The 13,676-nt window shown below is 71.2% G+C and carries 13 protein-coding genes; 3 read left to right on the plus strand and 10 right to left on the minus strand.

The genetic code is table 11. From position 1 onward, the window contains the following. The coding region (locus ACIGDI_RS42345) for a hypothetical protein (protein WP_399908096.1) at window positions 1-190 on the plus strand (190 nt) is incomplete at its 5' end. Between the two features lie 186 nt (window positions 191-376). Here the strand turns inward: ACIGDI_RS42345 and ACIGDI_RS42350 are convergent. Then, on the minus strand, window positions 377-1,384 hold the full coding sequence (locus ACIGDI_RS42350) for a stage II sporulation protein M (protein WP_399908099.1): 1,008 nt from the start codon (window positions 1,382-1,384) through the stop codon (window positions 377-379). 128 nt (window positions 1,385-1,512) lie between these two features. Here ACIGDI_RS42350 and ACIGDI_RS42355 point away from each other — a divergent pair, with 128 nt between their 5' ends. Continuing rightward, entirely contained in the window at window positions 1,513-2,475 is a 963-nt protein-coding gene (locus ACIGDI_RS42355) for an RDD family protein (RefSeq protein WP_399908101.1), read from the plus strand. 34 nt (window positions 2,476-2,509) lie between these two features. On the opposite strand, the gene ACIGDI_RS42360 is transcribed toward ACIGDI_RS42355, so the two are convergent. The 9 genes from ACIGDI_RS42360 to ACIGDI_RS42400 form a co-directional block, all read right to left on the minus strand. After that, complete coding sequence (locus tag ACIGDI_RS42360) at window positions 2,510-3,124, minus strand: hypothetical protein (RefSeq protein WP_399908104.1); 615 nt, start codon at window positions 3,122-3,124, stop codon at window positions 2,510-2,512. Between the two features lie 142 nt (window positions 3,125-3,266). After that, window positions 3,267-4,724: an adenosylhomocysteinase gene (gene ahcY / locus ACIGDI_RS42365; protein ID WP_399908107.1), complete on the minus strand. Its 1,458-nt coding sequence runs from the start codon at window positions 4,722-4,724 to the stop codon at window positions 3,267-3,269. 279 nt (window positions 4,725-5,003) lie between these two features. Continuing rightward, window positions 5,004-5,984 carry a cation diffusion facilitator family transporter gene (locus ACIGDI_RS42370; protein WP_399908109.1) on the minus strand — a complete coding sequence of 327 codons (981 nt, stop codon included), beginning with the start codon at window positions 5,982-5,984 and terminating at the stop codon, window positions 5,004-5,006. 122 nt (window positions 5,985-6,106) lie between these two features. Continuing rightward, the gene (manA, locus tag ACIGDI_RS42375; RefSeq protein ID WP_399908112.1) at window positions 6,107-7,258 is read right to left on the minus strand and encodes a mannose-6-phosphate isomerase, class I; all 1,152 of its coding nucleotides are present in this window, start codon (window positions 7,256-7,258) and stop codon (window positions 6,107-6,109) included. 70 nt (window positions 7,259-7,328) lie between these two features. Next, on the minus strand, window positions 7,329-8,456 hold the full coding sequence (locus tag ACIGDI_RS42380) for an SIS domain-containing protein (protein WP_399908114.1): 1,128 nt from the start codon (window positions 8,454-8,456) through the stop codon (window positions 7,329-7,331). A 208-nt stretch (window positions 8,457-8,664) separates the two neighbouring features. Then, complete coding sequence (locus ACIGDI_RS42385; protein WP_079078118.1) at window positions 8,665-8,835, minus strand: Trm112 family protein; 171 nt, start codon at window positions 8,833-8,835, stop codon at window positions 8,665-8,667. A 298-nt stretch (window positions 8,836-9,133) separates the two neighbouring features. Beyond that, window positions 9,134-10,498 (minus strand): phosphomannomutase/phosphoglucomutase, encoded by a 1,365-nt coding sequence (locus ACIGDI_RS42390; protein WP_399908119.1) that lies wholly within the window; start codon window positions 10,496-10,498, stop codon window positions 9,134-9,136. 122 nt (window positions 10,499-10,620) lie between these two features. After that, the gene (locus ACIGDI_RS42395) at window positions 10,621-12,237 is read right to left on the minus strand and encodes an L-lactate permease (RefSeq protein ID WP_399908122.1); all 1,617 of its coding nucleotides are present in this window, start codon (window positions 12,235-12,237) and stop codon (window positions 10,621-10,623) included. Between the two features lie 256 nt (window positions 12,238-12,493). After that, window positions 12,494-12,916, minus strand: coding sequence for a DUF3499 domain-containing protein (locus ACIGDI_RS42400; protein WP_200705038.1), 423 nt, complete (start codon window positions 12,914-12,916; stop codon window positions 12,494-12,496). Between the two features lie 295 nt (window positions 12,917-13,211). Between ACIGDI_RS42400 and ACIGDI_RS42405 the strand changes: the two genes are divergently transcribed. Continuing rightward, window positions 13,212-13,664 (plus strand): metallopeptidase family protein, encoded by a 453-nt coding sequence (locus tag ACIGDI_RS42405; RefSeq protein WP_200705041.1) that lies wholly within the window; start codon window positions 13,212-13,214, stop codon window positions 13,662-13,664. Window positions 13,665-13,676 lie beyond the last annotated feature (12 nt).

The raw sequence follows: 13,676 nt of genomic DNA on the forward strand, positions 1-13,676 counted from the left end.
CGCTTCCTTTGTACTCACCCTCTCGGGCTTTCCTCCGGGCTTCCCTTCGGTCTTGCGTTTCCGACTCTATCAGATCTTTTTCCGATCCGATTTCCTCGGTGCTTTCCAGGTTCCCGCTTTTGTTTCGCGGTTTCCTTTCCGGCGGATCCGACTTTATCAGAAGTTTCGAGCCGGTCTGACCGGCCGCTAATTTTCCGATTCATCGGGAGTGGCTTCGTCGAAATCGAAGTTCCGAGAAGCAGACAGACACTCACTGTTGCCGACCGGTTGAACCCAGTTCCAGGCAACTGTTCGAATCTACCTCCCCTAGCGGTCCGTGTCAACGGCTCCGTTGGGGCGAGGAAGAGAGTAACAGCTCAGCGGGCTCGTATGCACATCAGGCCGCCGTCGGCACCGTGGCGCTTCGCTCGGCCGCCTCGACGTCGCCCGTCTCGCCGGCGCGGGCCGCTCGGCCGCCCAGGACGAAGACGTACGCGAGGAAGGTCAACTCGGCGACGACGCCGATGCCGATGCGTGCCCAAGTGGGCAGGCCGGAAGGGGTGACGAAGCCTTCGATGGCACCGGAGACGAAGAGGACCAGGGCGAGGCCGATCGCCATGCCGATGGCCGCACGGCCTTCCTCGGCCAGGGCCGTGCGACGGGAACGGGGACCCGGATCGACGACGGTCCAGCCGAGCCGGAGACCGGTTCCGGCGGCCACGAAGACCGCGGTCAGTTCGAGCAGGCCGTGGGGCAGGACTAGACCGAGGAAGGTGTCGAGCCGGCCGACGGACGACATCAGCCCGAAGCCGACGCCGAGATTGAGCATGTTCTGGAAGAGGAGCCAGAGGACCGGCAGGCCCAGGAAGACACCGAGGATGAGGCACAGGGCGGCCGCCCAGGCGTTGTTCGTCCACACCTGGGCGGCGAAGGACGCTGCGGGGTGGCTGGAGTAGTACGTCTCGTACTGGCCCCCGGGGCGCGTGAGCTCCCGCAGCTCATTGGGGGCCGCGATGGTGGCCTGGACGTCCGGGTGGGTGCCGATCCACCAGCCCAGGAGGACGGAGACAAGGATCGACAGGAGGGCGGTGGGCACCCACCAGCGGCGCGATCTGTAGACGGCCGACGGGAAACCTTGGGTGAGGAAGCGTGTGACGTCTCTCCAGGAGGCGCGCCGGGTTCCCGTCACCGCGCTACGCGCGCGTGCCACGAGTTGGCTCAGTCGTCCGGTGAGCTGGGGGTCGGGCGCGCTGGACTGGATCAGGGAGAGATGGGTCGCCGTGCGCTGGTAGAGCGAGACGAGTTCGTCGGCCTCGGCTCCGGTGAGACGGCGTTGACGTCCCAGGAGCGCGTCGAGGCGGTCCCATTCGGCCCGGTGGGTCGTGACGAAGACGTCGAGGTCCATCGGTTCGGCTGCTCCTCGGCTGTCGTCGCTGGCCCGTCGTTGATGTCAGCTTGTCGTACTGCGGCGCGATGCGCCCTCAGCTTGGCAGACTGGCCGCTGCGAGGGCAGACCAGGGAAGGGCGGCGGGCGTGAGTGAGCTGGTGACGGGCGAGGCGGTGGCGCTGGAGTTGCGCCCCGCGAGGCTGCCCAGCAGGGCGCTCGCGGTGTTGCTGGATCTGGTGGTGGCCGTGGCCGCCTACGTCGTCGTGACCATCGCGCTGGTCGCCGCCACGGCTTCTTTGGATGACGCAGCGCAGTTCGCGGTGTCGATCTCGACCTTCGTCCTGTTGCTGGTGGGGGCGCCGATCGCGGTCGAGACCCTCAGTCACGGGCGGTCCCTCGGGAAGCTGGCGTGTGGACTGCGGGTGGTGCGCGACGACGGCGGGCCGATCCGGTTTCGGCATGCACTGGTCCGTGGCTTGATCGGCGTGGTGGAGATCCTGATGACCTTCGGTGTCATCGCCTGTATCGCGTCACTCGTGTCGTCGCGCGGGCGGCGGCTCGGGGACGTCTTCGCCGGGACTCTCGTCGTACGGGAACGAGTACCCGCCGCACGGACCGGTTTTCTGCCTCCGCCTCCGCCGTGGCTGGCCGGACGGTTCTCGGAGCTCGATCTGTCCGCGGTGCCCGACGGGCTGTGGCTGGCGGTGCGTCAGTACCTGACTCGGATGCATCAGCTCGACCCGCAGGTGGGCTGGGCCATGGCGGAACGGCTCGCGTCCGATGTGGCCGCTCGTACGGGTACTCCTGTTCCGCAGGGTGTGCCGCCGACGGCCTATCTCGCCGCCGTGGTGCAGGAGCGGCAGGCCCGCGAGGTGCGGCGGGCCTTCGGGAACGGCGCGGTGGCGGGTCCTGCTCCGACGGCGGCGTACGAGTCTCGGCCGGCCATGCCGCCGTACGCGGCTCAGCCCGCTATGCCGCCGTACGAGGCTCAGCCGGCCGCGCCGACGGACGCGCCGCCCTCCATGCCTGCGGCCGCGCCGCCTGCCGAGCGCCCCGCGACGGAGGGCACCGGTAAGACGGGGGCGACAGGGTTCGTACCGCCGGCCTAGTTCCGTCGCCTCGGTGCCCGCAGGTCCCTCCGCTTCAGGCGAAGGCTGACGGCGGTGACTCGAGGTCTTCCAGCTCGATTCCGGGCGCCGCGAGGACCACGTCTCCCGCGATGTGCACGGAGTGCTGCTCGCCGGTGTCCAGGGCTGTGACCTGGTATTCGTCCACGGTCAGAGGGCCGTTGTCAGTGGCGTGTGCTTCTCTGTTCAGCAAGGTCCAGGACTGGTCCACGGTGCGTGGGGCGAGGACGGGGTCCGTGAAGGCGACGAGGCGTACGCGGGTTGCTGAGGCGGAAGGGGTGAGGCGCAGGAGACGGGTGGTGGCGACGAGGAACGCGGGGGACGTGCCGGTGAAGGCGTGGGCGCGCACATTGCCTTCGGTGGCATGAGCTCCGGTGGGGTCCGTACGGACCCAGGTGACGCCGTCCAGCGCGACGCCGCGCACCTGCCATCCGGCGGAGTGGAGCTCCATGCGGATGGGGCGGCCGAGTTCGTCGAGGGCAAGGTCGACCGAGCCGCGGTGGTCGCCCGCGGGGGTGGTCAGTTGCGAGACGTAGCGCCAGCCCGAGGGGCCGGGGGCGCAGTGGAAGTGCTCTTCTGCGAAGGGGGTGTGGTCGTGCGGATCGTGGAGCGAATAACGGCCGCGGGGCATGAGGGTCCTGGATCTTGACGGGCTGGTCCGGCCGACGGGCCACGGGGCCGAAGGGGCAGGCCCCCGACACGGGGGTGCGGGGGCCTGCCTCTGAGGACTCACCGGCGGTGGGCGCGTCAGCGCACCGACCCGGTGGCGGTGCTCAGTACCGGTAGTGGTCGGACTTGTACGGGCCCTCGACCTCGACGCCGATGTACGCGGCCTGCTCGGGGCGGAGCGTGGTCAGCTTCACGCCGAGCGAGTCCAGGTGGAGACGGGCGACCTTCTCGTCGAGGTGCTTGGGCAGCGTGTACACGCCGGTCGGGTACTCGTCGGGCTTGGTGAACAGCTCGATCTGGGCCAGGGTCTGGTCCGCGAAGGAGTTGGACATCACGAACGACGGGTGGCCGGTGGCGTTGCCCAGGTTCAGCAGACGGCCCTCGGACAGCACGATGATCACCTTGCCGTCGGGGAAGGTCCAGGTGTGGACCTGCGGCTTGACCTCGTCCTTGACGATGCCGGGGACCTTGGCGAGGCCGGCCATGTCGATCTCGTTGTCGAAGTGACCGATGTTGCCGACGATCGCCTGGTGCTTCATCTTGGCCATGTCCGAGGCCATGATGATGTCCTTGTTGCCGGTCGTGGTGATGAAGATGTCGGCCTTGTCGACGACCTCGTCCAGCGTCGTGACCTGGTAGCCGTCCATCGCCGCCTGCAGCGCGCAGATCGGGTCGATCTCGGTGACGATCACGCGGGCGCCCTGACCGCGCAGCGACTCCGCGCAGCCCTTGCCGACGTCGCCGTAACCGCAGACGACCGCCGTCTTACCGCCGATCAGGACGTCGGTGGCGCGGTTGATGCCGTCGATCAGGGAGTGGCGGCAGCCGTACTTGTTGTCGAACTTCGACTTGGTCACGGCGTCGTTGACGTTGATCGCCGGGAACAGCAGGGAGCCCTCGCGCTGCATCTCGTACAGGCGGTGGACACCGGTGGTGGTCTCCTCGGTCACGCCCCGGATCTCGGACGCCAGCTGGGTCCACTTCTGGGGGTTCTCGCCCAGGGTGCGGTGGAGCAGCTGGAGGATGACGCGGTGCTCGTCGGACTCGGCGGTCTCCAGAGCGGGGACGGCGCCGGCCTTCTCGTACTCGACGCCCTTGTGGACGAGGAGGGTGGCGTCACCGCCGTCGTCGAGGATCATGTTCGGGCCGCCGGTGGGGCTGTCCGGCCAGGTCAGCGCCTGCTCGGTGCACCACCAGTACTCCTCCAGCGTCTCGCCCTTCCAGGCGAAGACCGGGATGCCCTGCGGGTTGTCGGGCGTGCCGTTCGGGCCGACGGCGATGGCGGCGGCCGCGTGGTCCTGGGTGGAGAAGATGTTGCAGGACGCCCAGCGGACCTCGGCGCCCAGGGCGGCCAGGGTCTCGATGAGAACGGCGGTCTGCACGGTCATGTGCAGGGAGCCGGTGACGCGGGCGCCGGCCAGCGGCTGGGCCTCGGCGTACTCCTTGCGGATCGCCATCAGGCCGGGCATCTCGTGCTCGGCGAGGGTGATCTCCTTGCGGCCGAACTCGGCCAGGGAGAGGTCGGCGACCTTGAAGTCCTGTCGGTTTTCGACAGTCGTCATTGCGAGCTGCTCCTCGGGGTTGGGGCGAGGTGGGTACGGCTGGTCTGCGCGGCGGCGGACACAGGGGTGCCCGAGAAGAGGACACAGGCATGCCCGCGTGCGCGCAGCGCAGTCCGTCGGAGGCCCTCTCTCCCTCGGTCGGTCCGCGGTGGGACCGCCCGACCGCCATCAGCAGCGACGTCTGGCTCCACCCCAAGCTACACCGGCCGGGCCGAGCACCCCAGTCCACCTCCGAACAGATCGAGCCGATCGCGGTCCGGAAGACGGGGCCGAAACCCGTCAGTGGCCGGCCGGGTGGGGGGCGGGGCCTCCGGGCGTCGCCTCCCGGTCCGGGCCCTTGGCGGCCTCGGCCTCGCTGTAGATGTCGGGCTCGAGGTAGATCACGCGGGCGATGGGGACCGCGGCGCGGATGCGGGCCTCGGCGGCGTTGATGGCGGAGGCGACCTCGGCGGCCGTGTCGTCGTGCTGGACGGCGATCTTCGCCGCGACCAGGAGTTCCTCGGGGCCGAGGTGGAGCGTGCGCATGTGGATGATGCCGGTGACCGTTTCGTCGTCGACGACGGCCGCCTCGATCTTCCTGACGTCCTCGACGCCCGCGGCCTCGCCCAGCAGGAGCGACTTGGTCTCTGCGGCCAGGACGAGGGCGATGGAGACGAGCAGGATGCCGATGCAGACCGTGCCGATGCCGTCCCAGACGCCGTCGCCTGTGAGCAGGGCCATGCCGACGCCGCCGAGGGCGAGGACCAGGCCGATCAGCGCGCCGAAGTCCTCCAGCAGGACGACGGGCAGCTCGGGCGCCTTGGCGCGGCGGATGAACTGCGACCAGGACAGCTTGCCCCGCAGTTCGTTCGACTCCTTGATGGCCGTCTTGAAGGAGAAGCCCTCGGCGATGATCGCGAAGAGGAGGACGCCCACCGGCCAGTACCAGTGCTCCAGTTCGTGCGGGTGGCGGATCTTCTCGTAGCCCTCGTAGATGGCGAACATGCCGCCGATCGAGAACAGGACGATGGACACCAGGAAGGCGTAGATGTACCGCTCGCGGCCGTAGCCGAAGGGGTGCTGCGGGGTCGCCTCGCGCTGGGCCTTCTTGCCGCCGACCAGCAGCAGGAACTGGTTGCCGGAGTCGGCGAGGGAGTGGACGCCCTCGGCGAGCATCGAGGACGAGCCACTGAACGCGAACGCAACGAACTTCGATGCCGCGATCGCGAGGTTGGCGCCGAGTGCCGCCACGATCGCTCTGGTGCCGCCTGACGCGCTCATGTGTCCGCGTTGTCCCTTCGCCTTCGTACGTGTACGCCGTCCAGGCCTTTGCCCGTCCTTTGCCGGTGGGCCATTCTTGCAGCCCGGACCGGCGACGGCCCGTCAGGTACCCACAACCCCGGTCATACGATCACAGTGGCCCGGAAGACCGTTCCCGCGCCGGACACCTCGGCGTTCTCGCCGGCGGGGACGAACACGGATGTGCCCGGTGTCAGTTCCTCCTCCCCCGCCCGCACCGAACCGGCCGTGCACAGCAGGATCTGCGGGGTCTCGCGGGTGAGGTCGTGAGTCGTACCGCCCTCGGGGAGGACGTACCGCGAGAGCCGGAACTCGTCGATCGGGGTCTCGTAGACCTCCTCGCCGTCCGGGGAGGCCTCGGGGCGCAGGACGCCCGGGTCGCTCGCCTCGAAGCGGACGATGCGCAGGAGTTCGGGAACGTCGACGTGCTTGGGGGTGAGGCCGCAGCGCAGGACGTTGTCGGAGTTGGCCATGATCTCGACGCCGAGGCCGTTGAGGTAGGCGTGCGGGATGCCGGCGCCGAGGAAGAGCGCCTCGCCGGGCTGCAGACGCACGTGGTTGAGGAGCATCGCGGCGATCACGCCCGGGTCGCCCGGGTAGTGGTGGGCGATGTCGGCGTAGGGGGCGTACGCGCCGCCCAGGCGGTCGCAGGCGGACGCGGCCTCGGTGACCGTGTGGCGCATCTCCCCGGGGTCGGCGGTGAGGATCGCCGTGAGGACCTCGCGCAGGGCCGCGTCCTCGGGGTGGGCGTGGAGCAGGTCGACGTAGGGCTTGAGGGAGTCGACGCCGAGGCCGTCGAGCAGTTCGGCCGCCCGCAGCGGGTCGCGAAAGCCGCACAGTCCGTCGAACTCGGTGAGCGCGCAGATCAGTTCGGGCTTGTGGTTGGCGTCCTTGTAGTTGCGGTGGGGGGCGTCGACGGGGATGCTCCGGCGCTCCTCGTCCTCGTAACCCTCCCTCGCCTGTGCCAGGTCGGGGTGGACCTGGAGGGAGAGCGGGGCTCCCGCGGCGAGGATCTTGAGGAGGAAGGGCAGGCGGGGGCCGAACTTGGCGACGGCCTCGGGGCCCAGTTCCTTCTCCGGGGCCGCGTCGATCACCTCCACCAGGGTGCCGCGTGCGGTGCGCGAAGGGGCACCGGGGTGGGCGCCCATCCACAGCTCCGCCTGGGGTTCGCCGCTCGGTTCGACGCCGAGGAGGGCGGGGATGGCGGTGGTGGAACCCCAGGCGTAGGGGCGGATGGTGTTGTCCAGGCGGTCCATGCGGTTCTCTCTGCCGGTCGATCGGTACGCGCGTGCGTGTACGGCTGTGCTCAGTGCGCAGGCGTCAAGATCAGGCCCCTGAGGCGAGCGCCAGGTAAACGGCGGCGAAATCCGTGATGGCGATCAGTTCGGCGAGGGTCTCCAGCTCGTCGCCGGGCTGCGGCTCGAGTTCGCTGATGGGTGTGTCGTGGCTGAGGGCCAGGTCGCGGGCGGCCGGGGCGGCGGTGAGGCCGCCGATCGGCCGGTCGCGGAGCAGCACCACGCGCGCGTGCAGGGCGGGCGGTTCCTCCACCCGGTCCCGGAAGAAGTCCTCCGGGTCGGCGCTCGCGGCGAGCGGTCCGGCGAGCAGCGCACTGTGCGCGGCGAGGGCCTCTGGGAGCTCGGCGACGACGGCGGGGGTGCCGGAGAGCTCGGCGAGGGCCGCGGCGAAACGGCGGCCTGCGGGGCCCGCGGAGACGCCTTCGGTCCATACGACCGGCAGGGCGTCGGCGAGTTCGGCGGCGAGCGTCTTGGCGGGATTGCTGTAGGTCGCGATGGCGGGACCGCAACGCTCGGCGACCTGGTCGAGGCGGTCGGCGACCTTCTCGACGGCGTCCGGCGGGGCGGAGAGCAGACCGGTGCGGTCCAGCAGCACGAGGAGGGGCGTGAGCAGCGCCCACAGCACGCCGGGGGCGGACGCGGCCAGCGGTTCGTCCTGCTCGTACGGGGCCGTCGCCATCGGTACGAAGAGGCCGTGGGCGCCGGCCACCGCCTCCACGAGGGGGGTGTGGGAGGGGGCGACCGCCACGACGGTGCAGCCGCGGCGGTAGGCCGAGTCGGCGAGCAGGGACAGGCCCGGCTCGCTGCCGTCGGGGGTGGTGATCAGGAGCAGGTCGACCGAACCGGCCCAGCCCGGGAGTTCCCAGCGCAGGGCGCCTGCCGCGGGGGCCACGCCGGTGGGGGCGAGGCGGATGACGGGGCTGCCGGGGCCGGCGAGGGTGCCGAGGAGGTCGGCGGCGCAGATGGCCGCGGCGCCGGGGCCCGCGATGAGGACGGCGCGGGGACGGCCGTCCGGCTTGAGGTCGTTGACGCCTGCCTCGGCGGCGTGCCGGGCGGCGGTGCGGACGCGGGCGCCCGCTTCGGCGGCGCCGCGCAGAAGGCCGCGGCGGTCGGCCTCCGAGAGGGCCTCGGGGGTGTCGAGCAGCGATTCGTCGAGCATGGGGCGGCAGCCTCCGATCGCCGGTCCCTGGGGGCGGCGGGCTTGGGGGTGCGTGCGGCGGACGGTGTCCAGATGTGGGTCTGCTGGGTCTGCTGGTCTACTGGTCGGCGGTGCCTCGGGGCGGGCCGCGCGGGTGGGGCGGGGCCTCGGGCGGGCCTCGCGGCGGGGCCTCGGGAAGTGCCGCGCGGGTGAGGCGGTGCCCCCTGTGTCACGCGGGGCGGCGGGCCTCGTCGACGAGGAGGACCGGGATGCCGTCGCGGACGGGGTAGGCCAGGCCGCAGTCCTGACCTGTGCAGATCAGCTCGGTGTCCTGCTCCTTGAGGGGGGCGTGGCAGGCCGGGCAGGCGAGGATCTCCAGGAGGCCGGATTCGAGCGGCATGGGGTGTCCCTTCGGGGTGGGTACGCGTGCGCGTGCCCGTGCGGCGGCTGTGCGGATGTGCCTGGTCAGGGTACCGCCGTGGGGGGCGGCTCGGTGGGGTTGGGGAGGGTTGGGCGGGCGGTGGCCGTCGGGGGTTTTTCTCGCCCCCGCCGCCCCTACCCGTCCCGTCCTCCGGGCTTCGCCCCTTGCGGTACCCCACCAGGGGCTCCGCCCCCTGGACCCCCGTCGGCCCTGAACGGGCCTCGTCCTCAAACGCCGGACGGGCTGAAATGCGAACGCCCGACAGCCGAAGCGGCGTTCACGCGCGAATGATCGCCAGCGCCTCGTCCCGGACCTTCGTCATCGTCGCCTCGTCGCGGGCCTCCGCGTTGAGGCGGAGGAGGGGTTCGGTGTTGGAGGGGCGGACGTTGAACCACCAGTCGGTGGAGGTGACCGTCAGGCCGTCGAGCTCGTCCAGGGTGATGTCCTCGCGGCCGGCGTAGGCGGCCTTGATGGCGGCCACGCGGTCCTCTTGGTCGGCAACGGTGGAGTTGATCTCGCCGGAGCCGACGTAGCGGTCGTACTCGGCGACCAGGGCGGACAGCGGGCCGTCCTGGCCGCCCAGGGCCGCGAGGACGTGCAGGGCCGCCAGCATGCCGGTGTCGGCGTTCCAGAAGTCCTTGAAGTAGTAGTGGGCCGAGTGCTCGCCGCCGAAGATCGCGCGGGAGGTGGCCATCTCGGCCTTGATGAAGGAGTGGCCGACCCTGGTGCGGACCGGGGTGCCGCCGTGCTCCCGGACCACCTCGGGGACCGACCACGACGTGATCAGGTTGTGGATGATCACGCCCTTGCCGCCGTTCCTCGCCAGTTCGCGTGCGGCCACCAGAGCCGTGATCGCGGACGGGGACACCGGGTCGCCGTGCTCGTCGATGACGAAGCAGCGGTCGGCGTCGCCGTCGAAGGCGAGGCCGAGGTCGGCGCCCTCCGCGCGGACCCGCTGCTGCAGGTCGACGAGGTTCGCCGGGTCCAGGGGGTTCGCCTCGTGGTTCGGGAACGTGCCGTCGAGTTCGAAGTACATCGGGACGACGGTCAGGGGCAGGCCGTCGAGCACCGTGGGGACGGTGTGGCCGCCCATGCCGTTGCCCGCGTCGACGACGACCTTCAGGGGGCGGACGGAGGTGAGGTCGACGAGGGAGCGGAGGTGGGCCGCGTAGTCCGACAACGTGTCGCGCCCGGTGATCGTTCCCGGCTCGGCGGCCGGCTGCGGAGCGCCCGAGTCCATCCACCGCTCGGCGAGTTCGCGGATCTCGGACAGGCCCGTGTCCTGGCCGACGGGGGCCGCGCCGGCCCGGCACAGCTTGATGCCGTTGTACTGCGCCGGGTTGTGCGACGCAGTGAACATCGCGCCCGGCAGGTTCAGCGCGCCGGAGGCGTAGTACAGCTGGTCCGTCGAGCACAGGCCGATCTCGGTCACGTCGGCGCCCTGCCCGGCCGCCCCGCGCGCGAAGGCCCGCGACAGGCCGGGGGACGAGGGCCGCATGTCGTGGCCGACGACGATCGCGCGCGCCCGGGTCACGTGGACGAAGGCCGCCCCGAAGAGCTCGGCCAGTGACTCGTCCCACTGGTCCGGGACCACCCCGCGCACGTCGTACGCCTTCACGATCTGTGACAGATCAGCAGCCACGGCCAACCCTCCTGGAGTCCTATCGGTGGCCCCAAACTACCCGTACCGGATGGCCGTGCGGTGCGCGGACGCCGAGCCGGCGCCGCGGGCCGTAACCTCAGGTCAGAGCAGGGTAAGAACGCTCAGGGCAGCATCCACTCCAGGACCGGCGAGCTCTGGCCTACGACGATCAGGCACATCACCAGCAGCAGCCCCGCGCTCCAGGGCAGCACCTTGCGCAGCAGGTCTCCCTCACGGCCGGCGAGCCCCACGGCCGCGCACGCGATGGTGAGATTCTGGGGCGAGATCATCTTGCCCAGGACGCCGCCGGAGCTGTTGGCCGCCGCCAGGAGTTCGGGCGACAGCCCCGACTCGCGGGCGGCGGTGACCTGGAGGGCCCCGAAGAGGGCGTTCGCCGAGGTGTCCGAGCCGGAGACGGCCACGCCGAACCAGCCGAGGACCGGCGACAAGAAGGCCAGCCCGGCGCCGGCGGCCGCCACGAAGTGGCCGATGGTCGCCGCCTGTCCGGAGAGGTTCATGACGTAGGCGAGGGCCAGCACGGAGGTGACGGTCAGGATCGCGAAGCGCAGCTCGTGCACGGTCGCCAGCCACTCCTGGACCGCCACGCGCGCGTGCACCCCGAGCACGGCGGCCGTGCACAGCCCGGCGAGCAGCACGAGGGTGCCGCCGGTCGACACGACCGGCCAGGTGAAGACGTTGCCGCCGACCGGTTCGCCGTCCGGCGCGACGACGTCCAGGAAGGGCCAGTCGTACGTCTGTGTGGCCCCGGCCAGCCAGTCCTTGACCGCGGGGATCTGCGCGACCGAGAAGATCACCACGATCAGGGCGTACGGGGCGTAGGCGCGCACGACCTCGTGGCGCGGGTCCTCCTCGTCGAGCTCCTCGCTGCGCGCACCGGTCAGCACGGACGCGCGCACCTCCTCGGTGGCGGCCACGCGCGCGTGCGGTACGGCGACCAGGGCGCCCGCCCCCACCAGGGAGGCGGCGATGTCGGCGAGTTGAGCGGAGACGTAGTTGGAGGCGGCGAACTGGGCGACGGCGAAGGCGACTCCGCACACCAGGGCCGGCACCCAGGTCTCGCGCAGTCCGCGCCGCCCGTCCACCAGCCACACCAGCACGAGCGGCACCACGAGGGCGAGCAGCGGCGTCTGACGGCCCACCACGGAGGCCACGGAGTCCAGCGGCAGCCCGGTGACCTGAGCGAGCGTCACGACCGGCGTGCCCATCGCGCCGAAGGCGACCGGCGCGGTGTTGGCCACCAGGGCGACGACGGCGGCGCGCACCGGGTCGAAGCCGAGGGCGACGAGCATGACCGAGCAGATCGCGACCGGCGCGCCGAAGCCGGCGAGCGCCTCCAGGAGGGCGCCGAAGCAGAAGGCGACGACGAGCGCCTGGATGCGCGGGTCGTCGGAGAGGCGCCCGAAGGAGCGGCGCAGGATGTCGAAGTGCCGGGTGCGGACGGTCATCCGATACACCCACAGGGCGTTGACGACGATCCACAGGATGGGGAAGAGGCCGAAGACGGCACCCTGGGCGGCGCTGGAGAGCGTCTGACCGAGGGGCATGCCGTAGGCGAGCCGGGCGACCAGAACGGCCGCCAGAAGGCCTGTCAGGCCCGCGAGGTGGGCTTTCATGCGGACGCCGCCGAGCAGGATCAGGACGATCACCAGGGGCAGGGCGGCGACGAGGGCGGACAGGCCGAGCGAGCCGGCGACGGGTTCGAGTTTCTGGACGTACACGGGCGCCTCCCCGATTCCGCCATGCGGAAAGCGATTTCTCACTTCGGCCTACGGAATGGTCGTGTCCGCGCCAAGCTCGCGTCAATGGCCGTGCGTCGCACGCATCACTCGCGTCGGTGACCGCGGCTCACTCACATCGGTGACTCGATGGCTCGATGCGCGTCACACGCGTAGGGGAAGGCATCCCGCAATGCGTGCATGGGAAGGCACCCGCCAGGCGCGCGGGAGGTGTTTCAGCCGAGGACCGGAACGCGGATCAGTTGTCCGGAGAGCGCAGCACCCGCAGGTGGCCGCGGCGCGCGACCTCCATGGGGTCCGCCGAGCGTGCCCCGCCACCGGCCTCGGCCGCCCGCTCCTGCGGACGGGCCGCCTCGCGCACCGCGTTGGCGAGCGCTTCCAGGTCGTCGCCGCTGGGGCGGGCCGGGGCGGAGCCGTCGAGGAGCCGGACGACCTCCCAGCCGCGCGGCGCGGTGAGGCGCTCGGAGTGCTCGGCGCACAGGTCGTAGCAGTGGGGTTCGGCGTAGGTGGCGAGCGGGCCGAGGACCGCGGTCGAGTCGGCGTAGACGTACGTCAGCGTCGCGACGGCGGGTCGGCCGCAGGCGGTGCGCGAACAGCGACGTACAGGGCTCACGACGTTGGACGGTACCGCACTCTTGAGCGGGCCGCGACGACTCTCCACCAGGTCACTCCACCGTGTCGTGGTGTGAATCGCCCCACACGCCCCTTTCGCCACACCTTGCTGACCTGGGCGGACGCGCGTCCGCCGGCCGTCGCGCGATCCGCCGTCCGATCAACACTCCGTACAAACACCGTCATTTGCCTCGACGTCGGCGGTCTCGGAGAGATACGGAATCGAGCCCAACCTTGGCTGGAATGGTCAACCTGTGACATGCCGTCCCCGGTGGCCGAACGGTGTCCGGGATGCCGTGTGGGGCCGGGCGGCCGGACTCGGCGGGGACTACGCTTCACCAGTGATGGACAACCCCGTACCGCACCGTGCCGCCGGCCGCCCCGGGCCCCGCCGTCGTGACCGCCACGGCCGGGGCATGCGCGGCCCTATCGCACCGCCCCAGGTGCCGCTCGCCGCGAGCCGCGCCGACCTGTTCGCGGACCTGGTCCAGGACTCCGTGGAACGGCTGGAGCGGCGCTGGCCGCAGCTCGCCGACATCGATTTCCTGGTCCTCGAGGTGCCGCGGCTGGACGGGCCCGGGCAGACGTGGAACGACGAGGCGGTGCCCCTGGGCGGGACGATCTCCGCGCGCGACGGACGTCCCGCGCGCGTGGTCGTCTACCGGCGGCCGGTGGAGATCCGCACCAAGGGACGCGACGAGCGGGCCGCCCTGGTGCACGAGGTCGTCGTGGAGCAGGTCGCCGAGCTGCTGGGGCTGACCCCGGAGACGGTGGACCCGCGGTACGGCGAGGACTGAGCCCCGCCGGCC

Source organism: Streptomyces sp. NPDC085900 (assembly GCF_044540925.1).
Classification (GTDB): Bacteria; Actinomycetota; Actinomycetes; order Streptomycetales; family Streptomycetaceae; genus Streptomyces; species Streptomyces gilvifuscus.